Source organism: Pseudomonas sp. LBUM1674 (assembly GCF_059695635.1).
In genome coordinates this window covers 7,033,499-7,055,064 of the sequence record NZ_CP166779.1, presented here as the reverse complement: position 1 = coordinate 7,055,064, position 21,566 = coordinate 7,033,499, and the positions used below count along the sequence as shown (strand labels likewise).

Below are 21,566 nucleotides of genomic sequence, written 5' to 3'. Positions count from 1 at the left end.
AAATCGTCTTCCACTGGCATAACCTGCTACTAAATTAAGCGCGAACCATCAGGATCTGCCAAACCATGAAACTTGACGCCTACGACCGCAAGATTCTCGCCGCGCTGCAACGGGATGGTCGCCTGAGCAATGTGCAACTGGCTGACGAGATCGGACTGTCCGCGTCGCCCTGTTTGCGCCGGGTGCGGATGCTTGAAGAAGCCGGGGTGATTCGCGGCTACCAGGCCAATCTTGATCGCGATGAAGTCGGGCTGGGGCTGACGGTATTTGTCGGGGTCAAGGTCGAACGCCACAACGATGAACAGGCGGAGTCATTTCGCCTGGCGGTGACGGCGTTGCCCGAGGTGATTTCGGCATTTCTGGTATCAGGTGAATCGGATTTTCTGCTGCAGGTGGTGGTGCCGGATCTGCGTGCCTATGACCGGTTTCTCACCGGGCGTTTATTGAAGTTGCCAGGGGTGAGTGACATTCGCAGTAACTTTGCAATTCACACGGTGAAGACACCTGGGGCATTACCGCTGGGGCATTTGCCGGACTGAAAAGCGCAAAGATCGCCCGAACGCAGCCCGAGCCTTCGGACGATCTGTTCTCTACATTCCCTCCACATTCATTGCCGTCTGGTGCAATGTCAGTTCCAATCCAATCCAATCCAGTCCAGTCCAGTCCTTGGGTGAAATACCGGCACCCGGTGGAAGGGATTTTTGGCTATATCGAAACAATACGAAAATTTCACCCATTTCGTTATATCGTAACGAACTGACGTGAGCAGAGCTGAACACTGGGGTGGTATGCAAGTCGATCTTGATGGTGATGGAGCTGAGGTAGCCGGGCTGCCGCGCTTTCAGCAGGCAGTCTTTCAAGGACGTCGATTGCGGCAATTCGCAATCGGCCTGGGATTGCTGGCGGCGACAGGTCTGGTACTGGCATTTTTTGTCGGAGTATTTGCGCCGGAGTCTCTCTGGGTGGCAGTGCTGACCAATCAAAGCGCCGGTTTGTTGGTGCTGCTTGCCGGTCTGCAGTCTGCCTGGTGGGTGACGCAGTGGCGCGCCCACGCGATGAATCCCTCTGTGCCGGTGGTCGTGACTGACGAAGTGGCTACCCCGGATGGCTGGTACGAACGGTTGCTGGATCGTATCAGTCAGCAATGGCGCAGGATGCTGTTGCAGATCGGCGCGCCGACGTTGTGGCTTGGCGGGTGGTCGCTGTTGACGCTTTTGAGCGTTGAACAGGCGTGGAACCTTACACTGCCGTCTACCGCGCTCGGCCTCTTGGCCAGTGTCGGTGCTGCACTGTCATTATTGCTGGCCTTCGGTTTGCTGGTGCTGGAGCGTCAACTGGCCCAGGAAAACCTGGCCCAGTGGCCCGAAGCAGGGTCATTGGCGCAGCTGACGCGTGTAGCAATCATCTGTCTGGTGCTGAGCGCCCTGTGCCTGTTGTTCGCCAGCGAGGCTTCGGTCTGGCCGGTACGGCTGGCCGTCCTGATCGGCCTGTTACCGGGGCTGGTCGCGCTGGAAATGCTGTTACGCGCCGTATTGTCGTTGTTCAGCCCACGGCGTGAACGACTCGAACCGGCGATGCTGGCGCGAAGCTTCATTGCCGACATGCTGCGCTGGCCACCACAGCCGTTGCTGGCGTTACAACACGAACTGCACAACCGCTTTGGTATAGACCTGCGGCAGATCTGGGCTTTCACCTACATGCGCCGGGCATTTTTGCCGGTGGTGGCAGTGGTCTCGATCGTGGGGTGGTCGCTCACCGGTGTTCACGAAATTCCCCTGCAAGGGCGAGGCATCTACGAGCGGTTTGGCAAACCTGTGGAGGTGGTCGGTCCTGGTCTGCACGCGGGTTTACCTTGGCCGTTGGGGCGAGTGCTGAACGTTGAAAACGGCGTGGTCCACGAGTTGGCCACCAGTGTCGGCGAGGCGGCGCCACCGATCATCGCCGAACCCGCCGAAGGTCCGGCGCCGGCGATTGCCAATCGCTTGTGGGATGCGAGCCACGTGAATGACAAATCCCAGGTCATCGCCAGCAGCCGGGCCGACAAACAGAGTTTTCAGATCGTCAACATGGATGTGCGTTTCGTCTACCGTATCGGCCTGAGCGATCAGGCGGCGTTGGCTGCGACCTACAACAGTGCCGATGTACCCACTCTGATCCGCAGCACCGCCAGCCGGATTCTGGTTCACGACTTCGCGTCACGCACCCTTGACGGTTTGCTCGGCGAGGACCGGGTAGGGCTCGCCGAAGAGATCGGCCGGGCGGTGCAGGCTGATCTGCAGAAACTCGACAGTGGGGTGGAGATTCTCGCCACCGTGGTCGAGGCGATTCATCCGCCCGCGGGGGCAGCGAATGCCTATCACGGGGTGCAGGCTGCGCAGATTGCTGCTCAGGCGTTGATCTCGCGTGAACGCGGTGCGGCAGCGCAGGCTACCCATCTGGCGCAGTTGCAGGCCAGCATCGCTCGCGACCAAGCGACGGCCAACGCACGTGAAATCAACGCCGCCGCGCAAGCGGCAGATTTGAAATTCGGCGCCGAACAAAAGGCTTACGCCAGCGCCGGCCAGGCCTTTGTGCTGGAACAGTACTTCAGCCAGCTTTCCCAGGGCCTGGCCCACGCCAAACTACTGGTGCTCGATCATCGTCTAGGCGGCGGCAGCAATGCGCCGACCATCGACCTGCGTACTTTCACCCTGCCGGCTGACCCTGCGCCGCCGAGTAAATCCGCTCAACCAGGAGTTGCCAATTGAGCCAGTCCCACACTCACGATGACCCTAGCGGCCATGGTCACGATCACGGCCATGGCGGGCATCATGGACATCACCATCACCACCACGGTGACCCGCAGGAAGCTGGCCCGTTCCCATGGCGCCGCATGGGCTGGGCTGCGCTGCTAGTGGCGTTCGCCATCGCCGCCGCGAGCCTGGTGCAGGTGCGATCGGGGGAGGCTACGGTGATCACGCGCTTTGGCAATCCGTCGCGCGTGTTGCTGGAGCCGGGTCTTGGCTGGCGTTGGCCGGCGCCCTTCGAAGCGGCAATCCCGGTCGATCTGCGGTTACGTACGACCTCCAGCGGTTTGCAGGATGTGGGCACGCGCGATGGTTTGCGCATTATCGTTCAGGCTTACGTGGCGTGGCAGGTGCAAGGCGATCCGGACAATGTTCAGCGCTTCATGCGCGCCGTGCAGAATCAGCCGGACGAGGCGGCGCGGCAGATTCGCACCTTTGTCGGCTCGGCGCTGGAGACCACGGCCAGCAGTTTTGATCTGGCCAACCTGGTGAACACCGACGCGAACCAGGTGCGCATTGCTGACTTTGAAGCGCAACTGCGTCAGCAAATCGATCAACAATTGCTGACGACGTATGGCGTGCGGGTCGTGCAAGTCGGCATTGAACGTCTGACTTTACCGTCGGTAACCCTCACTGCCACTGTCGATCGGATGCGCGCCGAGCGTGAAACAATTGCCACAGAGCGCACGGCAATCGGTAAGCGCGAAGCGGCGCAAATCCGTTCCGCTGCCGAACGTGATGCGCGAATTGTCCAGGCCGATGCCACGGTCAAGGCGGCTGAAATCGAAGCTCAATCCCGCGTTGAAGCGGCGCAGATTTACGGCCGTGCGTACGCCGGTTCGCCGCAGCTCTATAACTTGCTGCGCTCCCTGGACACCTTGGGCACTATCGTCACACCCAATACCAAAATGATTTTGCGCACCGACGCCGCGCCATTTCGGGTGCTGGTTGATGGTCCGCCGACTCTTGATAACAAGACCGGGTCGCAGCCATGAGTTTGGTTCCACGTGGAACAAATGAGCTTAACAGCCCCTGGATTCAAGCTGGGCGATTGGCCTTTCTGGCGCTGTATGCGGTAACGGTACTCGCCGCACTGGCTTGGGCGTTTTCCAACGTGCGCCAGATCGATCCGCAAAATCGGGCAGTGGTATTGCACTTCGGTGCGCTGGATCGCATCCAGAACGCCGGTTTGTTGCTGGCCTGGCCGTGGCCGTTCGAGCAGGTGATTTTGTTGCCGGCTGCGGATCGAGTGATTGAGCGTCGAGTTGAAAATCTGTTGCGCAGTGATGTCGCCATGCAGGCCGATCGAGTCGCCACGTTCGCCACACCGCTAAGTGATGCGCTGGCCGGTTCTGGTTATCTTTTGACCGGTGACGCGGGCGTGGTGCAACTGGATGTGCGAGTGTTCTATAAGGTCACCGAACCCTATGGCTTCGTCCTTCAGGGCGAACATGTGATACCGGCATTGGACCGACTGGTCACACGCAGCGCCGTCGCACTCACTGCCGCCCGAGACCTGGACACCATTCTGGTAGCAAGACCGGAGCTGATCGGTGCCGACAACAAAGCAGCCGAAAGACGCGAGCGACTGCGTGGCGATCTGGTACAAGGCATCAATCAGCGCTTGGCGCAATTGACCACGACAGGGCAGGGGCTTGGGATCGAAGTGACGCGCGTCGACGTGCAATCCAGTCTGCCAGGGCCGGCGGTCAATGCTTTCAACGCAGTGCTGACGGCCAGCCAGCAGGCTGACAAAGCGGTGGCGAATGCGCGCACGGAGGCCGAGAAATTGACCCAGACTGCCAACCAACAAGCCGATCACACGCTTCAGGTCGCCCACGCTCAGGCGAGTGAGCGGCTGGCCAAAGCCTCCGCCGACACGGCGACTGTATTGAGTCTGGCCTCGGCACAACAGCGGGGCAGCGACCCACAAATGCTGCTGCGCATCTACCGCGAGCGGATGCCGAAAATTCTTGACCAGGCCGGCTCGGTGACCACGGTCAATCCGAAAGACGATTCACACCTGATCATTCAGGGAGCCACACAATGACTACTACAACTGCCGCAGCTCCGAGCCTGTTGTCCTCGGATGAACAACGCAGCGCCGCCCGCCAATTGACCCTGGCGATGCTTGCTCTTGGCTTGCTGGCACTCGGACTGATCTGGCGCTGGTTAATGCCGGAGCAGACTGGCGTCAGTCAATTGCTGCTGGGTTTTGCTTCGCTACTGGTGGCCGTGCCGGTGATGCGCTCGGCGTGGTACAGCCTGCGTTACCCCAGTCTGCACGGGATCACCGATCAACTGATCGCCTTGGCCATGCTCGGTGCCTGGGCCACCGGCGATCTGCTCACTGCCGCATTGCTGCCGATCATCATGATCTTTGGCCATGTCCTGGAAGAGCGCAGCGTGATCGGTTCACAGGAGGCGATTCACGCGCTCGGCAAACTGACTCGCAGCCATGCGCGCAAGGTTCAGGTGGATGGCTCCATCGTCGAAGTCGACAACGCAACGCTCAAGAGCGCAGACATTGTCGAAGTACGCGCCGGTGACAGGGTGCCGGCGGACGGTCGGGTTTTATCCGGTCAGGCAAGTCTCGATACGGCGTCCATCACCGGTGAGTCGGTGCCGATGGAAGCGGCGGTCGGCATGCTGGTGTTCGGCGGCGCAATCAATCTCGATGGTTTGTTGCGCGTCGAAGTGACCCGCACCGGCACCGAATCGACCCTTGGCAAAGTCATTGCGCTGATGCAAAGCGCCGAGCGGTCCAAGCCGCCGATCACCCGTTTGCTGGAGCGCTATGCCGGCAGCTACATGGTATTGGTGTTGCTGCTGGCGGCAGTGACATGGTTCGTCACTAATGATGCGCAGGCGATGCTCGCCGTGTTGGTGGCGGCCTGTCCTTGTGCGCTGGTGCTATCGGCACCCGCCACGGCGATTGCCGGAGTGGCGGTAGCGGCTCGTCACGGGATTCTGATCCGCAGCTCGGCGTTTCTTGAAGAGTTGGCTGACTTGACTTCGCTAGTGGTCGACAAGACCGGAACCCTGACCTTTGGCACTTTGCGTTTGCAATCCATCGACAGCCCGCTCGAGGATCGCAGCCACGTCCTGAAACTTGCTGCCAGCCTTGGTTCTGCCAGCAGTCATCCCGTCAGCCGGGCGCTCGCCGGGTTGGTCACGCAGGAGCATTTTCTTTTGCTCTCGGACATTCGCGAACGTCAGGGCTTGGGTGTCGTGGCAATGACCGGGCAAGGCGAGGCGGCACTGGGGCGTCCGGAGTTGTTCGCACAATTGGGCATCCCCACGTCAACGGTTCCCGACCACGATGGCCCGATCGCCGGTCTGGCACTTGACGGTCAATTCCTTGCATGGCTGTTGCTGGCCGACAGCGTTAAACCCGAAGCGCGTTTTGCCTTGAGTGAATTGCGCGAACTCGGACTGGGACGCCAGTTATTGCTCACCGGTGATCGGCAAAGCGTCGCACACACGCTGGCTCGTGATGTTGGCATCAGTGATGTCGAAGCGCAGGCCTTGCCCGAGGACAAACTCAATCGCGTGTTGAAAGAAATCGGTAACGGTTTTCGGCCAATGGTGGTGGGCGACGGGATCAATGATTCGCTGGCGCTCAAGGCGGGTGTCGTCGGTGTCGCCATGGGCGCGGGTGGAGCGGACATCGCGCTGGCCTCGGCCGACATCGTGCTGATCGGCAGCGACTTGCGTCGGCTTGGCACTTGCGTGCGCTTGAGCCGTCAATGCCGGCAGACCCTGCAGGTCAATGTAATCATCGGTCTGGGCTGGACGCTCGCGATCGTCGTATTCGCTGCATTCGGCTGGCTTGGCGCGGCGGGGGCGATGATTGCCGCGTTGTTGCACAACTTCAGCACCTTATTGGTGTTGGGCAATGCCGGTCGGCTACTGCGATTTCAAGAGCCCTTGCTCAAGCTGAAGGACGACGTTTGAATCAGCGGCTGGCGACGGCTTTAAACCAGGTAATCACGGCGATATGAACTTTTTAGAACTGTGCGTGCGATTTGCAGTCATCTGGTGGAGGGCATAGCACTTTAGGCACTCACGGCGGCTGGTTGGAGCGCCGTGAGTTATAGAAATCGGCTATTAATTCGATAGCCAGCTATTTTTCCAGGATGGTCTACCCTCTCATCAGACGTCTGAAACAAGGGGGGATTTTCCATGCTCGCGCAACTTCCACCGGCCTTACAGAATCTGCAGTTACCGTTACGCCTGCGACTCTGGGACGGCCATGAATTCAACCTGGGGCCGACGCCCAGCGTCACTATTGTGGTCAAGGACCCACAAATGGTTACCCAGTTCACCCATCCCAGCCTGGACGCGCTCGGAGCGGCGTTTGTCGAAGGCAAACTGGAGCTTGAAGGTTCCATCAGTGACGTGATTCGCGTCTGCGATGAGTGGAGCCAGGCGATGCTTGGTGATCAAAGCAGCCAGCCGGTTCGCCTTGTCCATGACAAGGAAACCGATGCCAAAGCGATTTCCTATCACTACGACCTTTCCAATGCGTTTTATCAGCTGTGGCTCGACAGCGACATGGCGTATTCCTGTGCCTATTTCGAGACCGGTAGCGAAACCCTTGAGCAAGCCCAGCAAGCCAAATTCCGCCACTTGTGTCGCAAGTTGCGGCTGCAACCCGGCGAGTATCTGCTGGATGTCGGCTGCGGCTGGGGCGGGTTGGCGCGGTATGCGGCGCGGGAGTTCGGTGCGAAGGTATTCGGGATTACGCTCAGTAAAGAGCAGTTGGCCCTGGCCCGTGAGCGGGTGAGCGCCGAAGGCCTGGACGATCTGGTCGAGTTGCAGTTGCTGGACTACCGCGATTTGCCTCAGGACGGGCGCTTCGACAAAGTGGTCAGCGTGGGCATGTTCGAGCACGTCGGTCACGCCAATCTGACTCAGTACTGCAAAACCTTGTTCGGCGCGGTGAAGGAGGGCGGCCTGGTGATGAACCACGGGATCACCGCCAAGTACACCGATGGCCGACCGGTAGGACGCGGTGCCGGTAGTTTCATTGAGAAGTATGTGTTCCCCAACGGTGAGCTGCCGCACTTGTCGATGATTTCTGCCGAGATCAGCGAAGCAGGGCTGGAGATTGTCGATGTCGAGAGCCTGCGCCTGCATTACGCGCGTACCCTCGACCATTGGAGCGAACGTCTCGAAGACAATCTGGAGGCCGCGGGCAAATTGGTGCCTGAGCAGGCGCTGCGAATCTGGCGACTTTACCTCGCGGGATGTGCCTACGCGTTCGCCAGGGGCTGGATCAATTTGCATCAGATCCTCGCGGTGAAAGCCCACGCCGATGGCAGCCATGAATTGCCATGGACCCGCGACGACATATACAACCCCTAGAGTATGGGTGAGATCAGCCGGGCGATCCGCATGCCGACCTGTTGCAAGCGGTGAGTCTCCCGGCTTTCTTCTTTGGCGATTTCGTGGGCCTGGGCAAAGTCATCATTGAGCATGTGTTCCACTTCCAGGGCAAAAGCGCTGTCCACCGTCAGCAGCATCACTTCAAAGTTCAGCCGGAAGGAACGGTTGTCCATATTTGCGCTGCCGACGGCGCTGATTTCACTGTCGATCAACACCACTTTCTGATGCAGGAAGCCAGGCTCGTAGCGGAACACCCGCACACCGGCACGCACCGCTTCGAAGGCATAAAGGCTGGAGGCGGCGTAGACGATCCGGTGATCCGGTCGCGACGGCAGCAGAATGCGCACATCCACGCCACGCAGCACCGCCAGACGCAAGGCGGCGAATACCGCCTCGTCAGGGATGAAATAGGGACTGGTAATCCAGACTCGTTCCGTGGCCGCATGGATAGCTTCGACGAAGAATAACGAACAGGTCTCGTAGGCATCAGCCGGGCCGCTGGCGAGCAGTTGGCAGAGCACGCCATCGTCAGGATAAACGTCGGGCAAGATCAGCGGTGGCAGGAAACGGGCCGCCCAGAACCAGTCTTCAGCGAAGGATTCCTGCATGCAGGCCACTACGGGGCCGCGCACTTGCACATGGGTATCGCGCCACGGTGCCAGAGGCGGTTTTTCTCCCATATATTCATCACCGACGTTGTGCCCCCCGACGAAGCCCAGAATTCCGTCTACTACCACTATCTTGCGGTGGTTGCGGAAGTTGACCTGGAAGCGGTTGAGCCAGCCACTGCGAGTCGCAAACGCTTTGACCTCGACGCCGGCATCGCGCAATGGCTGTACATAGCTGTGAGGCAAGGAGTGGCTGCCAATTCGATCGTACAGCAGATAAACCGCTACGCCTTCGGCGGCTTTTTTCAGCAGCAAGGTGTGCAGACGTCGGCCGAGGCGGTCGTCGTGGATGATGAAAAACTGGATCAGCACTGCTTGCCGGGCGTGGCTGATGGCTTGAAAAATCGCATCGAAGGTGACTTGGCCGTTGATCAGCAAGCGCACTTCATTGTTGGCCAGGCAGGGCATGCGTCCCAGCTTCGGCATCGCCCTGAGTGACGCGTAGACTTTGGAGGCGCGTGCGGTCAGCGCCTCTTCGACCCAGGGTCGCCAGTTCATCTCGGCGATGGCTTTGCGCATTTCCTCGTTGGCCTGACGCCGGGCCTTGATGTAGCCATCGAAGGTGCTGCGGCCGAAGACCAGATACGGGATGAGCGTCAGGTAGGGAATGAACAGCAATGACAGGGCCCAGGCGATCGAGCCTTGGGCGGTCCGAACAGTCAACACGGCATGGATGGCGGCGATCATGCCTAACGAGTGCAGAAGGGCGATCAGGTAACCGAAAACATGCGGTCCGAAATAATCCATGGGGCAGCCTTGCTCCTGAAGATTCAATACTTAAAAGACCATGTTCCGTGCAGAATGTCGCTAATTAATTGGCCCATGAACCGAAGCCCGTGGCTGACGTCTAACGGCCACTACTGATCAGGAGTTACTCGATGAACGTTCGTCTGCTGGGTTTGGCCGTGGCTTTTGGTTTGGCTCTTCCTGTGGCCGCTCAGGCGCAGATGCTGCAGCCGGGTTTGTGGGAATTAACCTCGAGTAACATGAAAGTCGATAACCAGGACTTGCCCGATCTGCAATTGATCCTTGGGCAGATACAGAGTCAGATCACCCCTGAACAGCGCGCACAGCTGGAGAAGCAGGGCATTACCATGGGTGGAAAAGGGATTCGGTCTTGCCTGACGCCTGAGCAGGTCAAGACAGACAACATTCCGCTGACGGATCCGCAATCGGGCTGCAAACAGGAAATCACCGAGCGCACGGGCAACCAGTGGAAATTCCGTTTCAGCTGTCCGAAAGCGCAAGGTGCAGGCGTTGCCACGTTCCTCAGTGATCGTGAGTTCACCACCAAGGTCAACGGCACGTTCAACGCCACCGGGATTCAGCAAAAGGGTAGTCTCGATACTCGCGCCGTGTGGTTGGGGCAGGATTGCGGAACGGTTAAACCCAGAGCCTAAAAAGCTTCGCGAGCAGGCTCGCTCCCACAGGGATTTGTGGGAGCCCGCTCAGGCTCTCCCAAGCCCTGTTGATCTCAACCATTCACATACCGCCTCGACCGCCATCCTGCCGAAATCCTCCCCGGTGCGGCTGCGCACACTGACAAACCCGCCTTGCTTTTCTTTCTCGCCGATCACCACCAGATACGGCACGTGCTGACTGTGCTCGCGAATCTTGTGGCGTACCTTCTCGTTGCGCAGATCCGCGCTGGCACGCACGCCACTTCGGCGCAATGCTTCGGTCACCGACTGTGCATAATCCAATTGGCGATCATCCATGCTGACGACAATCACATGCGGCGGTGTGCGCCAATGTTCCAGTTCCTGTTGGCACGACCAGCAGGTGCCGTATATCCGTTGTGGCGAAGTACCGCTGATGTGGTCCAGGGCGAACGCCTGCAACACCTTGGTTGCGGGAACATGCGGTCCCACAGTCACACATTCGAAATCCCCCAGCAGGTACCGCGATAGTGTTTCGACAGGTGTTGATTGCAATGACGGATCGCGACGGCGGATCGGATGATTGGTCGCCGCCAGCATCTTCATGCGCGCTTCGATGATGGCCAGGTCGACCAGGGATAAAGGACGCTCGTAGGCAAACTCATAAAAAAAGCCATCACCCAGCGCCGTTCCAGTCTGCAACTGCGCACTCGGATAGAGCTGTTTGACCGCCATGGACAACATCAGCGCGCAGGAGCGGCGCAGGATCTCCAGGCCATCGGGCTCCTGCGGTGTGACGATACAGACTCGCGCATCCGCCTTGATCAAGAATGCACAGTCCACCAGCACACCGTCTACCCGCCCTGCGACAGCCGCTTTGGCCAACCCGACGCCGATACTCGCGGCAAGCTCGTACACGGACAGAGGCTGGTCGTATTCACGCATTGAACCATCCGTCAAAGTGATCTGGATCATGGTCAGTGTCTCGAAGGTTTCGATCACATGCGCTAGCGCATAAACCCTAGGGGCAAACCTGGTGGTTGTCATTAAGACGTTGGTCGTGCCAGGCAATTTTCTTTTTCAACCGGCCCTGGAGAACAGCACTCTTAGGGTCAGAACTCGTTCTGCAGGGCTTTGTAACCGCGCACCAAGTTGACGTTGGTAGGGGTGCCACGTCCTCGGATAATTCTGAGGCGCTGACGCTTACCGGCGGGAACTGTGACAGGTCAGTGTAGGGGCCGACGTTTTCGACGCTCACTGCTTTGCCGAAAATATAGCGGTTTTATCCACGTAGGCGGATTCTGCGATCAGCGGTAGATCACCTGAAGGGTTCTTTCGAATCACGCGACCCCCCAGTTCCATCGGCTTTCGGCGACTGCGTCATGGGCATGCAGACTTTCGGCGTGGATGACCTGGATGTGAAATGCGCTAATGCCAGGCGAGCGTTTCAAGGCCACGTTCAAGCGTCGGGCGGCATCTTCACAGAACATCAGGTTCTATCCATTGGCCAGCGCGAAGGCTTGTTCGTCGGCCCGCTTCACTGCGGTTTGTACGGCGGTGCCGAGCGCCGCTTCCACGTCGTTGATGGTCGCGATCAGCGGTAGCTCGTCCAGATAGTTATCCAGACGAAGGCACAATTTCGCAGAGCTGCGCTGGCTATGGGGCGTCGCAACGATGCCTTTGGTGGAGCCGAGCCATGCCAAGACATCGGCGTGTTGCAGTGCCTTGTTGGCAAAGTCATCAACGAATTGCTGCTGAATCAACTGCCGGGACAGCGCCGCCGAGCATGGGCAGGTCGAGGAATAAGCCACGTCGATTTTTAGTTCCACGTGGAACATCGCGTTTTCTAATTGGGCTTCGATGCTGACCGGGTAGTTTTTCCAGCCCGACAACGGGCTAACCAGCGCAGACCTTTTCAGCAGCAGATCGGTGTGAATCTTCAGGTAGGCGCTGGTGGAGAGCCCTTCGTGACTCTTCAGAAAGCGCTGCAAGACTTGCCGCAGCAACCCGGGCGTGAGGTTTTCCTGTTCGAGCATTTCCAGCGCAAGGTACAGCCGCGACATATGAATGCCACGCGCCTCGCCATCATCGAGGCTCACGCCGGCATCGGCCTTTGCGCTAAGGCGTTGGCCATCGAATGAAACAGGAAGAGCAATGCCACACATGCCCACCCACTCCAGTGGCAGGGCTTGGCGTGAGGCCTGCGCGGCAATATCCGGCAGCGTCAGCGCGTTCATGAGCAGGTCCATCGTGGAAGTCGAGTTCTTATGTTATGTTATTACATTAGATACGACCACGCCTTTTTCAAACCCGACGATTTGATCGGGTATGCCCTCTGAGGAATCCCCTGATGCCCAACCGTCTTCCCGTCACCGTCCTGTCCGGCTTTCTCGGTGCCGGCAAAAGTACATTGCTCAACTACGTGCTACGTAACCGCGACAACCTGCGGGTCGCCGTGATCGTCAACGACATGAGCGAAATCAACATCGATGGCAGCGAAGTCCAGCGCGACGTCAGCCTCAATCGCGCTGAAGAGAAACTCGTGGAAATGAGCAACGGCTGCATCTGCTGCACGTTGCGTGAGGACTTGTTGGAAGAGGTCAGCAAACTCGCCAAGGAGGGACGGTTTGATTACTTGCTGATCGAATCCACGGGTATTTCCGAGCCATTGCCAGTGGCGGAGACATTCACTTTCCGCGACGAAGACGGGCAGAGCCTGGCTGACATCGCCCGGCTCGACACCATGGTCACGGTGGTCGATGGCATGAATTTTCTGCTCGACTACCAGGCCGCCGAAAGTCTCGCTTCCCGTGGTGAGACATTAGGCGATGAGGACGAACGCTCGATCACTGATCTGTTGATCGAGCAGATCGAATTCGCCGATGTGATTCTGATCAGCAAGATCGACCTGATCAGCAGCCGCGAGCGTCAGGAGCTGATCGCGATCCTCAAGCGGCTCAACGCCCAGGCTGAAATCATCCCGATGGTGATGGGTGAAGTCCCCTTGGAGAAGATTCTCAACACCGGTCGCTTCAACTTCGAAAAGGCCGCCCAGGCGCCTGGTTGGTTGCAGGAGCTGCGCGGCGAACACGTGCCGGAGACCCAGGAGTACGGCATCGCCTCCAGCGCCTATCGAGCACGTCGGCCCTTTCATCCACAGCGTTTCTTCAGCTTCATCGACCGGCCCTGGTTGAACGGCAAACTGCTGCGATCCAAGGGCTTCTTCTGGCTGGCCAGCAAGCACATGGACGCCGGTAGCTGGTCCCAGGCCGGGGGCTTGATGCGCCACGGTTTCGCCGGCCGCTGGTGGCGATTCGTGCCGAAAACCCAGTGGCCGCAGGACGCAGAAAGCACGACTGCAATTATGCAAAACTGGACAGCCGACACCGGCGACTGCCGGCAGGAACTGGTGTTCATCGGCCAGAACATTGACTTCGCACTACTCACCGCGCAACTCGACGACTGCCTGCTGACCGATGATGAAATGGCGTCGGGTGTCGAGGGCTGGGGGCAGCTGCCCGATCCGTTCGGCCCTTGGCATGAAGAGGCGGCAGCGTGATGTTGGCACCGACTTTGAAGCTCAAGCCAATCATTCATCAGGTGCAAGGTGAAACCCCGCAAGCCTTGGCACGCATCCTCGATGACGGGGTAAACCTCGCGGTTTGGCAACGGCAATTGCCGGCGCACATTGCCGATTTCACCCGCTTGCTGTTGTCTTTGGACGAACCGCTGGCCGAGTCACTGTCGCTGGAACTGGCCGACGAAGAAGCCGAACCCGGTCTCCATGGATTGGCCTCGGGCTTCAGCGACCTTGAAGGCTATGAGGGCTTTATTACCGACGTTTCCTGGCTGGTCAGCGCATTCGCCTGTTTGCTGGGCGCCAAGCGTATCGGGCTGCGCCTCAGGGCCTTGGACAAGGCCATGTGCCCGCGTTTCCACGTCGATCATGTGCCGGTGCGGCTGATTACCACCTATGCTGGTATCGGTAGCCAGTGGCTGGAGGAAGGGGTTATGGATCGTGGCCAATTGGGCCAACCCGCAGCCGAACCCCAGGACGAGGCGCTGATTCAGCAAATCGCCAGCGGTAATGTGGCGCTGTTCAAGGGGGAGAAGTGGCATGGCAACGAAGGCTGCGGCCTGATTCACCGCTCGCCCCAACTCGCGTCCAGGCAGCGTCGCTTGATCCTGACCCTTGATTGGCTGAGCTAGCGGCTCACGGCTTGAGCCAGGTGCCCTGGCTCTGGGCCTCGCAAAACGGCTGCAAATACGCGGCGTCGGTGGCCACACCGTAATAGTGGATGTCCTGCCGGTAAGGCATATTGGCGACTTGAGCATTGCTGCACACACCGAAGGCGCCGGTGGGGCATTGGTCGACGTATTGCACCTCGACTTTCTGCCCGGGCAGGTTGGGTTGACAGAATCCGTCGGCGAACAGCTTTTGTGGGATGGTGCGGTTCTGCTGACAGACTTTGACGTCGAGTCGTACAGCCGTACTATGTACCACACACGCCTGGGCCAAAGCGTCTCCTGAAGTAAGTGCCAACAGCAACGACAATCCCATCAACCGCATTCTTTACCTCCTAGAAAATACCGAGCATGTTGCAGAACATCCCGACACACGTCATTGCCGGCCCATTGGGCGCTGGCAAGACCAGCCTGATCAAGCACCTGCTGGCGCAGCGCCCGGCAAACGAGCGTTGGGCGGTGCTGATCAACGAGTTCGGCCAGATCGGCCTCGACGCTGCACTGCTGACCCGGGACATCGAAGGTATAGCACTGGGTGAGGTGGCCGGGGGCTGTGTGTGTTGCGTGAATGGTGCGCCGTTTCAGATCGGGCTCGGGCGCTTGCTGCGCAAGGCGCGGCCGGATCGACTGTTCATCGAGCCATCGGGGCTGGGGCACCCGGCGCAGTTGCTCAGGCAGTTGGGTGAAGCGCCATGGCAAGGGGTGCTGGCAGTTCAGCCCTGTGTACTGGTACTGGATGCTCAGGCGCTCGCTGTCGGCAAACCGCTGCCGGCAACGCAACAGGAGGCACTGAGCAGTGCCGGGTTGCTGTTGTTGAACAAGTCAGAAGATCTCGACGCCGGTGATCGACAGCGTATCGCCGCGCAGCTGCCGGCGCGTCCTTTGTACTGGACGCAGCAAGCCGTGCTGCCGTTGAGCGAGCTTCCGGGGCTTGGAACTCAGGCAGTGGCGGGTGTGGATAACTTCATCGTGCCGAAGGGATTGGCGCAATTGCCGGCGATCTGGAGTGATCCTGCGTTACCGATTTGCCTGAGTCAGGCACAAGCGGGCGGCTGGAGTATTGGCTGGCGTTGGCATCCGAGTCAGAGATTCGATGCGGCGCTTGTTGGCAGGTGGCTGGAAAGCCTTGCCTGGCGACGGGCGAAGCTGGTTGTCCACAGCCTCGAGGGTTGGGTATCCGTCAATGCACTGGATAACTCGGTGCTGCAATGGCGGCCCAGCGAGTGGCGGCGAGATTCGCGGATCGAGTTGATTTTCGGTGAGCCGCAGGATGTTGATTCGCTGCAGAGAACGCTGGCGGACTGTCGTTCGAGTTGAAGATCAAAAGATCGCAGCCTTCGGCAGCTCCTACAGGGGATTGCATTTCAAAATGTAGGAGTTGCCGGAGGCTGCGATCTTTTGATTTATGGGCGCCACTTGGTGTGTTCCTGTCGCCATTGGCTCAACTCGATGACCTCGGCACGAGGCTTCACTACGTCGACCACCTCAGGCGTACCGTCGAATGGCATGGGGTAGGGCGCCAGTTCGATCTGCGCGCTGTGGGCCCCGAATTGAGTGATCGTACCGTTGTGACGGGTTTCGCCGGTCACGGTAAATTCGAAGTTATACACACGGGCCAGACGCCGCCGGTCGTTGGCGTCTTTGATGACGGCGATTTTCTTCAACGCCACGTTGCCGTCCAGCAACTCGATTCCGAGCTTGCTGCAATGCTGCATGACCCGCTCCAGCGCCCGTTCGCGCAAGCCATGGTTGTGCCATAGCCACGCGCCACCGGTGGCGAGCAGCATCAGCACGAAGATATTTCCGAGGGTCAGCATCAAAGGGTGCTCCAACAAGATGGTGTCAGCTTAACTGCGTCGCCGGTCTGTCGTACAGGCTGTGTTTCGTCGCATACTGCGCGGCTCGAATTTCAATCGTTTTACGGAACTCACCGCATGAAACGTACGCCCCATCTGCTCGCCATCCAGTCCCACGTGGTGTTCGGCCACGCTGGCAACAGCGCCGCTGTCTTCCCGATGCAGCGGGTCGGGGTGAATGTCTGGCCGCTCAATACCGTGCAGTTCTCCAACCACACCCAATATGGCCAGTGGACCGGTGATGTGCTGGCCCCGCATCAGATTCCCGAGTTGGTGGAAGGGATCGCAGCGATTGGCGAACTGGGCAACTGCGATGCTGTGTTGTCCGGTTACCTCGGCAGCGCGGCCCAGGGCCGGGCCATTCTGACGGGGGTGGCGCGAATCAAATCAATGAATCCCAAGGCGCTGTATCTGTGTGACCCGGTGATGGGCCACCCGGAGAAGGGGTGCAGTGTGCCAGCGGAGGTGAGCGATTTCCTGCTGGAAGAAGCGGCCGCCGTGGCCGATTTCATGTGCCCGAACCAACTGGAACTGGACAGCTTCTCGGGGCGCAGGCCGCAGTCCCTGTTCGATTGCCTGGCCATGGCGCGAGCGCTGCTGGCGCGTGGTCCGAAAGCGGTATTGGTCAAGCATCTGGCCTATCCCGGCAAGCCGGCAGACGTTTTCGAGATGCTACTGGTGACGGGAGAGGGTAGCTGGCACCTGCGTCGTCCAATGCTGGCATTTCCCCGTCAGCCAGTGGGTGTTGGCGACCTTACCTCCGGGCTGTTTCTGGCTCGCGTCCTGTTGGGCGATAGCCTGGTGGCGGCTTTTGAATTCGCTGCGTCGGCCGTGCATGAAGTGCTGCTGGAAACGCAGGCCTGTGCCAGCTATGAGCTGGAGCTGGTGCGGGCGCAAGACCGCATTGCTCATCCGCGGGTGCGGTTTGAGGCGACGGCGATCAGTCTCTGAATTTGGCGTTGAACCCATTCGCGAGCAGGCTCGCTCCCACAAGGGATCTACGTCGTTCACCTGTTCCGTGTCCGCTGGAGATCCATGTGGGAGCGAGCCTGCTCGCGAAAGCTAGCTGAAGCTGATAACAGACTTCAGGCGTCGTCCTTGATTTCCTGATAACGCTTTTCCAGTTCCTGCCGAATCTGCCGACGCTGCTGGGCCTGCATGAAACGACGCTTGTCTTCGCTATTCTGCGGTTGCAGCGGCGGGACTGCGGCCGGTTTGCGCTGGTCATCCACCGCGACCATGGTGAAGAAGCAGCTATTGGTGTGGCGCACAGAGCGCTCGCGGATGTTCTCGGTCACCACCTTGATACCCACCTCCATCGAGGTGTTGCCGGTGTAATTGACCGAGGCCAGGAAGGTCACCAGTTCGCCGACATGAATCGGCTCGCGAAAAATCACCTGATCCACCGACAAAGTCACCACATAGCGGCCGGCATATCGGCTGGCGCAGGCGTAGGCCACTTCATCGAGGTACTTGAGCAGGGTACCGCCATGAACATTGCCAGAAAAATTGGCCATGTCGGGGGTCATCAATACCGTCATCGACAGCTGGGCGTTTCCGGGTTCCATAGCGTTCTCACGGGTCAAGGCAGGTTTTCGGAAGGGCGCACCTCTGCGGGTGCGTGGTCGGTTTTTTCAAACCACAGTTATCGGGACGCCGGGCGGATGATCGCCGTCACGCCTCAACGATCTGTTTCCATATATTGCACCGACTTTCTGCCGGAAGTCGCGGTGTTACCCTTCAAATGCCCACCCCGAAGGCAATTCCTACATCTAAATCGGATTTTTACTCTGCTCGATCAGACCTTTCCCGGGTTGGTGCTTGAGCAATCGTTACCCAAGGAGCCCACACCATGCACGCCATCAGTTTTATTCAGGACCTGGCAGTGATCATGTTGGTCGCGGGTGTGGTGACTGTGCTGTTCCATCGCTTCAAACAGCCCGTGGTCCTCGGCTATATCGTCGCCGGCTTCATTATCGGCCCGCACACGCCGCCGTTCGGCCTGATCCACGACGAAGAAACCATCAAGACGCTCGCCGAACTCGGGGTGATTTTCCTGATGTTCTGCCTGGGCCTGGAGTTCAGCCTGCGCAAGCTGTTCAAAGTGGGCGCGACGGCGTTCATCGCGGCATTCCTGGAAATCGTGCTGATGATCTGGATCGGCTACGAGATAGGCCGCTGGTTCGACTGGAACACTATGGACTCGCTGTTCCTCGGCGCGATCCTGGCGATTTCCTCGACCACCATTATCGTCAAGGCCCTGAATGACCTAAAGATGAAGAACGAGCGCTTTGCCCAGCTGATCTTCGGCGTATTGATCGTCGAAGATATCCTCGGCATCGGCATCATCGCTTTGTTGTCGAGCATCGCCGTCAGCGGCACGGTCAGCTCCAGTGAAGTCTTTTCCACGGTCGGCAAGCTTTCGCTGTTCATGATCGTCGCGCTGGTTATCGGCATCCTTCTGGTCCCGCGACTGCTGGCCTATGTGGCCAAATTCGACAGCAACGAAATGCTGCTGATCACCGTGCTGGGTCTGTGTTTCGGCTTCTGCCTGCTGGTGGTCAAACTCGAATACAGCATGGTGCTCGGGGCATTCCTGATCGGCGCGATCATGGCTGAATCCCGGCAATTGCTGAAGATCGAACGCTTGATCGAGCCTGTGCGTGACCTGTTCAGTGCAATCTTCTTTGTCGCGATCGGCTTGATGCTGGATCCGATGATCCTGATGCAGTACGCCTGGCCCATCGCGGTCATCACGGTCGCCGTGGTACTGGGCAAGATGTTGTCCTGCGGCCTTGGCGCCTTTATCGCCGGCAATGACGGACGTACCTCACTGCGGGTCGGGATGGGGCTTTCGCAGATTGGCGAATTCTCCTTCATCATCGCGTCGCTGGGTATGACCTTGCAGGTCACCAGCAACTTCCTCTATCCGGTGGCTGTGGCGGTTTCGGTGCTCACTACGCTGATGACGCCGTACTTGATTCGCGCGGCTGACCCATTGTCGATCAAGCTGGCGGCGGTGATGCCACAACGCCTGAGTCGGGTGTTGGGCATGTACGGCGAATGGTTGCGCAGCATTCAGCCCCAGGGCGAGGGCGCGCTGCTGGCGTCGATGATTCGACGGATCCTGTTGCAGGTGGGGGTCAATCTGGCGCTGGTGATTGCGATCTTCTTCTCGGGCGCGTACTTCGCCGAGCGCATGTCCGCTTACCTGCAAGACTGGATCAGTGACCCGAGCTGGCAAAAAGCGTTGATCTGGGGTGGGGCGCTGCTGTTGTCGCTGCCGTTTCTGATCGCCGCCTATCGCAAGCTCAAGGCGCTGTCGATGCTATTGGCGGAGATGGGGGTGAAGCCGGAAATGGCCGGGCGCCACACACAGCGAGTGCGTCGGGTGATCGCCGAAGTGATCCCGATTCTCTCGCTGCTGGTGATCTTCCTGTTGTTGGCAGCCTTGTCGGCCAGCATTTTGCCGACCAACAAGTTGCTGGTACTGATTGTCGTCGTCGCGGCCGCCGTGGCGGCGCTACTGTGGCGCTGGTTCATCCACGTGCATACGCGGATGCAGGTGGCCTTGCTGGAAACCCTGGACAACCACAAGGATTCGCCGGGGCATTGACCACCGGAGGGGCGTCAGACGGCTCAGCTTTCCAGCCAGACGTCCCGCGCCCAGTGCCATACCGATTCCCAGGTTTCTTCGGCAATCAGCTCTTCCTCGGCCAGCCACAGCACCACAGTGCCGTCTTCTTCGACCAGGTAGTAGTTGTCGCCGTCCTGGCAGATCGGAATCATGCTGCGATCGACGCCGGCATCCCAGGCGTTCGCCGCAACGTCCGGCAGGTAGGTGTGGGATTGCGGGTCGGTGATGGTCACCGGCTCCAGGCTGCCGTAGACCACGTCGCTGACGGTCAGCAAAAATTCTCTGAAGACAAACGGAATGTCGATGAACAGTTGTTCCTCGATTTCCACCACTTGATCTTCGTCGGGTAACTCCAAGGGGACCGGTACCGGTTCGTTGGCTTCACGCAGTTGTTCGATGATTTCTTCCACGTCCGGGATCCTCTTGCTGATGGCGCGGTTTATATGGGGCGGTTTATACAGTAGCTCGCTATAGATGCAACCGCGAAATAGAAAACCCCGGCCGAGGCCGGGGCTTTTTTATAGGGATAGCAATGCGACAGGTTTAACGCGAGTCGGTTCAGCCGTTCTGGCGGATACCTGCGACCAGCCAAGGCTGGTTCTCGCCCTGCGGACGTTCCATGTTCCAGCTTTCGCTGAACACTTCGCCTTGGTCGAAGCGCGAGGTCTTCGACACGCCGCTGAAGGTCAGGGTGGCGATGGTCTTGTCGGCGCGATCATCCACGCCATCCAGCTGGACGTTGAGGTTATCGATGTAGGTGGACTGGAAGCCTTCGCCCAGTTCCGCACGTTCACGCTTGAGGAACTCAAGCAGTTGCGGCGTCACGAACTCGGAGATCTTGTCCATTTCGTTGGCGTCCCAGTGCTGTTGCAGGGACTGGAAGTGGTTGCGGGCCGCTTCAATGAAGTTCTTTTCATTGAACCAGGCCGGGGCATTGATCACCGGACGAGCGGCTACAGGTGCTGCCGAACCGCCGAAGACCGAACCCATGGCTGATGGCTTCTGTTCGAACACTTCACGCTGCATCGGCGCGCCAGCCGGAGCCAGGTGCTCCTGCTGCTTGCGGCGACGGGCGGCGATGAAACGGAAGACCAGGAAGGCGATGACCGCCATGATCAGGATGTCGAAGATCTGCATGCCTTCGAAGCCGCCACCCATGAACATGGAGGCCAGCAGGCCACCGGCAGCGATGCCGGCCAGAGGACCGAGCCAGCGCGAAGCACCGCCGGCCTTGGCGGCAGCGCCAGCGGCACCGGCGGCACCCGCAGTGGCGGCAGCACCGCCTGCGGCAGAAGAAGGAGCCATTTGGCTGGTCTGGTGAGTCGGCGCAGCGCCGGAGCTCTTGCCGCCACCAAAGCGCTTGGCGTTGGCGTCTAGGCTCATCGTCAGGCCGATGCACAACGCCATGGCGATGCTAAGAAAACGTTTCATAAAGGGAATTCCCATTTGTGGAAGGCACGCGCGCCATGTTGCACAGGTGAAGTGTTGCTGGCTAGCGGCAGAGTGTTTCGGGCTTTTGCCTGACAGGTTTTGTTCAGCTTCAGTCAGCGCAATAAGGCCTGTTAACTTTGGTCTGTAGGGTGAGTGGATAAGTTCTGTAGGAA

At 59.2% G+C, this 21,566-nt stretch carries 19 protein-coding genes and 2 pseudogenes; 12 read left to right on the top strand and 9 right to left on the bottom strand.

Annotation, left to right across the window (positions count from 1 at the left end; all coding sequences use genetic code 11):
* The first annotated feature begins 65 nt into the window (after window positions 1-65).
* The 6 genes from ACA067_RS32445 (at window position 66) to cfaB (ending at window position 8,156) form a co-directional block, all read left to right on the top strand.
* Entirely contained in the window at window positions 66-539 is a 474-nt protein-coding gene (locus tag ACA067_RS32445) for an Lrp/AsnC family transcriptional regulator (RefSeq protein WP_138963461.1), read from the top strand.
* A gap of 249 nt (window positions 540-788) precedes the next feature.
* A complete protein-coding gene (gene hflK, locus ACA067_RS32440) occupies window positions 789-2,747 on the top strand; it encodes a protease modulator HflK (RefSeq protein ID WP_497462883.1) in 1,959 nt (652 codons plus the stop codon).
* Entirely contained in the window at window positions 2,744-3,781 is a 1,038-nt protein-coding gene (gene hflC, locus ACA067_RS32435) for a protease modulator HflC (protein WP_497460074.1), read from the top strand. The genes hflK (ACA067_RS32440) and hflC overlap by 4 nt, the downstream gene beginning before the upstream one ends.
* Entirely contained in the window at window positions 3,778-4,836 is a 1,059-nt protein-coding gene (gene hflK / locus ACA067_RS32430) for a protease modulator HflK (RefSeq protein ID WP_497460073.1), read from the top strand. Before hflC ends, hflK (ACA067_RS32430) begins: the two co-directional genes overlap by 4 nt.
* Window positions 4,833-6,743, top strand: a complete 1,911-nt coding sequence (locus ACA067_RS32425; RefSeq protein ID WP_497460072.1) for a heavy metal translocating P-type ATPase — start codon at window positions 4,833-4,835, stop codon at window positions 6,741-6,743. Before hflK (ACA067_RS32430) ends, ACA067_RS32425 begins: the two co-directional genes overlap by 4 nt.
* A 228-nt stretch (window positions 6,744-6,971) precedes the next feature.
* Window positions 6,972-8,156: a C17 cyclopropane fatty acid synthase CfaB gene (gene cfaB / locus ACA067_RS32420; protein WP_497460071.1), complete on the top strand. Its 1,185-nt coding sequence runs from the start codon at window positions 6,972-6,974 to the stop codon at window positions 8,154-8,156.
* Here the strand turns inward: cfaB and cls are convergent.
* A complete protein-coding gene (gene cls / locus ACA067_RS32415) occupies window positions 8,153-9,592 on the bottom strand; it encodes a cardiolipin synthase (protein WP_497460070.1) in 1,440 nt (479 codons plus the stop codon). The genes cfaB and cls overlap by 4 nt on opposite strands.
* A 131-nt stretch (window positions 9,593-9,723) precedes the next feature.
* Between cls and ACA067_RS32410 the strand changes: the two genes are divergently transcribed.
* Window positions 9,724-10,245: a DUF3617 domain-containing protein gene (locus ACA067_RS32410; RefSeq protein WP_497460069.1), complete on the top strand. Its 522-nt coding sequence runs from the start codon at window positions 9,724-9,726 to the stop codon at window positions 10,243-10,245.
* Window positions 10,246-10,293: 48 nt separating this feature from the next.
* Here ACA067_RS32410 and ACA067_RS32405 read toward each other — a convergent pair whose 3' ends face one another.
* The 3 genes and pseudogenes from ACA067_RS32405 to folE2 form a co-directional block, all read right to left on the bottom strand.
* A complete protein-coding gene (locus ACA067_RS32405) occupies window positions 10,294-11,199 on the bottom strand; it encodes a His/Gly/Thr/Pro-type tRNA ligase C-terminal domain-containing protein (protein WP_497460068.1) in 906 nt (301 codons plus the stop codon).
* Window positions 11,200-11,336: 137 nt separating this feature from the next.
* A pseudogene (locus tag ACA067_RS32400) lies at window positions 11,337-11,464 on the bottom strand (carbonate dehydratase); the annotation flags it as partial.
* Between the two features lie 100 nt (window positions 11,465-11,564).
* Window positions 11,565-12,461: pseudogene (gene folE2, locus ACA067_RS32395) on the bottom strand (GTP cyclohydrolase FolE2).
* Window positions 12,462-12,574: 113 nt separating this feature from the next.
* Between folE2 and zigA the strand changes: the two are divergent.
* Both zigA and ACA067_RS32385 read left to right on the top strand, forming a co-directional pair.
* The gene (gene zigA / locus ACA067_RS32390; protein ID WP_497460067.1) at window positions 12,575-13,783 is read left to right on the top strand and encodes a zinc metallochaperone GTPase ZigA; all 1,209 of its coding nucleotides are present in this window, start codon (window positions 12,575-12,577) and stop codon (window positions 13,781-13,783) included.
* Entirely contained in the window at window positions 13,783-14,433 is a 651-nt protein-coding gene (locus ACA067_RS32385; protein WP_497460066.1) for a DUF1826 domain-containing protein, read from the top strand. Before zigA ends, ACA067_RS32385 begins: the two co-directional genes overlap by 1 nt.
* A gap of 4 nt (window positions 14,434-14,437) precedes the next feature.
* Here the strand turns inward: ACA067_RS32385 and ACA067_RS32380 are convergent, their stop codons facing one another.
* Window positions 14,438-14,794, bottom strand: a complete 357-nt coding sequence (locus ACA067_RS32380; RefSeq protein ID WP_497460065.1) for an NADH:ubiquinone oxidoreductase — start codon at window positions 14,792-14,794, stop codon at window positions 14,438-14,440.
* Between the two features lie 26 nt (window positions 14,795-14,820).
* Here ACA067_RS32380 and ACA067_RS32375 point away from each other — a divergent pair, with 26 nt between their 5' ends.
* Window positions 14,821-15,786 carry a CobW family GTP-binding protein gene (locus ACA067_RS32375; RefSeq protein WP_497460064.1) on the top strand — a complete coding sequence of 322 codons (966 nt, stop codon included), beginning with the start codon at window positions 14,821-14,823 and terminating at the stop codon, window positions 15,784-15,786.
* 86 nt (window positions 15,787-15,872) lie between these two features.
* Here ACA067_RS32375 and ACA067_RS32370 read toward each other — a convergent pair whose 3' ends face one another.
* Complete coding sequence (locus ACA067_RS32370) at window positions 15,873-16,286, bottom strand: DUF3301 domain-containing protein (RefSeq protein ID WP_497460063.1); 414 nt, start codon at window positions 16,284-16,286, stop codon at window positions 15,873-15,875.
* A gap of 117 nt (window positions 16,287-16,403) precedes the next feature.
* Here ACA067_RS32370 and pdxY point away from each other — a divergent pair, with 117 nt between their 5' ends.
* On the top strand, window positions 16,404-17,276 hold the full coding sequence (pdxY, locus tag ACA067_RS32365) for a pyridoxal kinase PdxY (protein ID WP_497460062.1): 873 nt from the start codon (window positions 16,404-16,406) through the stop codon (window positions 17,274-17,276).
* A gap of 134 nt (window positions 17,277-17,410) precedes the next feature.
* On the opposite strand, the gene ACA067_RS32360 is transcribed toward pdxY, so the two are convergent.
* Window positions 17,411-17,893 carry an acyl-CoA thioesterase gene (locus tag ACA067_RS32360; protein WP_128874549.1) on the bottom strand — a complete coding sequence of 161 codons (483 nt, stop codon included), beginning with the start codon at window positions 17,891-17,893 and terminating at the stop codon, window positions 17,411-17,413.
* Window positions 17,894-18,177: 284 nt separating this feature from the next.
* Between ACA067_RS32360 and ACA067_RS32355 the strand changes: the two genes are divergently transcribed.
* Window positions 18,178-19,941: a cation:proton antiporter gene (locus ACA067_RS32355; RefSeq protein WP_497460061.1), complete on the top strand. Its 1,764-nt coding sequence runs from the start codon at window positions 18,178-18,180 to the stop codon at window positions 19,939-19,941.
* Window positions 19,942-19,964: 23 nt separating this feature from the next.
* On the opposite strand, the gene ACA067_RS32350 is transcribed toward ACA067_RS32355, so the two are convergent.
* Together ACA067_RS32350 and ACA067_RS32345 are read right to left on the bottom strand one after the other, a co-directional pair.
* A complete protein-coding gene (locus ACA067_RS32350; protein ID WP_497460060.1) occupies window positions 19,965-20,372 on the bottom strand; it encodes an SMI1/KNR4 family protein in 408 nt (135 codons plus the stop codon).
* A gap of 148 nt (window positions 20,373-20,520) precedes the next feature.
* Window positions 20,521-21,393 (bottom strand): Tim44 domain-containing protein, encoded by an 873-nt coding sequence (locus ACA067_RS32345; RefSeq protein ID WP_497460059.1) that lies wholly within the window; start codon window positions 21,391-21,393, stop codon window positions 20,521-20,523.
* Window positions 21,394-21,566 lie beyond the last annotated feature (173 nt).

What these genes read in the sequence shown, in the direction of transcription:
- ACA067_RS32370 (WP_497460063.1), bottom strand. Translation starts at nt 16,286, where the DNA reads ATGCTGACCCTCGGAAATATCTTCGTGCTGATGCTGCTCGCCACCGGT.
- cls (WP_497460070.1), bottom strand. Translation starts at nt 9,592, where the DNA reads ATGGATTATTTCGGACCGCATGTTTTCGGTTACCTGATCGCCCTTCTG.
- cfaB (WP_497460071.1), top strand. Translation starts at nt 6,972, where the DNA reads ATGCTCGCGCAACTTCCACCGGCCTTACAGAATCTGCAGTTACCGTTA.
- zigA (WP_497460067.1), top strand. Translation starts at nt 12,575, where the DNA reads ATGCCCAACCGTCTTCCCGTCACCGTCCTGTCCGGCTTTCTCGGTGCC.
- ACA067_RS32360 (WP_128874549.1), bottom strand. Translation starts at nt 17,893, where the DNA reads ATGGAACCCGGAAACGCCCAGCTGTCGATGACGGTATTGATGACCCCC.
- pdxY (WP_497460062.1), top strand. Translation starts at nt 16,404, where the DNA reads ATGAAACGTACGCCCCATCTGCTCGCCATCCAGTCCCACGTGGTGTTC.
- ACA067_RS32385 (WP_497460066.1), top strand. Translation starts at nt 13,783, where the DNA reads ATGTTGGCACCGACTTTGAAGCTCAAGCCAATCATTCATCAGGTGCAA.
- ACA067_RS32345 (WP_497460059.1), bottom strand. Translation starts at nt 21,393, where the DNA reads ATGAAACGTTTTCTTAGCATCGCCATGGCGTTGTGCATCGGCCTGACG.
- ACA067_RS32405 (WP_497460068.1), bottom strand. Translation starts at nt 11,199, where the DNA reads ATGATCCAGATCACTTTGACGGATGGTTCAATGCGTGAATACGACCAG.
- ACA067_RS32445 (WP_138963461.1), top strand. Translation starts at nt 66, where the DNA reads ATGAAACTTGACGCCTACGACCGCAAGATTCTCGCCGCGCTGCAACGG.
- ACA067_RS32410 (WP_497460069.1), top strand. Translation starts at nt 9,724, where the DNA reads ATGAACGTTCGTCTGCTGGGTTTGGCCGTGGCTTTTGGTTTGGCTCTT.
- hflK (WP_497460073.1), top strand. Translation starts at nt 3,778, where the DNA reads ATGAGTTTGGTTCCACGTGGAACAAATGAGCTTAACAGCCCCTGGATT.
- ACA067_RS32380 (WP_497460065.1), bottom strand. Translation starts at nt 14,794, where the DNA reads ATGCGGTTGATGGGATTGTCGTTGCTGTTGGCACTTACTTCAGGAGAC.
- ACA067_RS32425 (WP_497460072.1), top strand. Translation starts at nt 4,833, where the DNA reads ATGACTACTACAACTGCCGCAGCTCCGAGCCTGTTGTCCTCGGATGAA.
- hflK (WP_497462883.1), top strand. Translation starts at nt 789, where the DNA reads ATGCAAGTCGATCTTGATGGTGATGGAGCTGAGGTAGCCGGGCTGCCG.
- ACA067_RS32375 (WP_497460064.1), top strand. Translation starts at nt 14,821, where the DNA reads ATGTTGCAGAACATCCCGACACACGTCATTGCCGGCCCATTGGGCGCT.
- ACA067_RS32355 (WP_497460061.1), top strand. Translation starts at nt 18,178, where the DNA reads ATGCACGCCATCAGTTTTATTCAGGACCTGGCAGTGATCATGTTGGTC.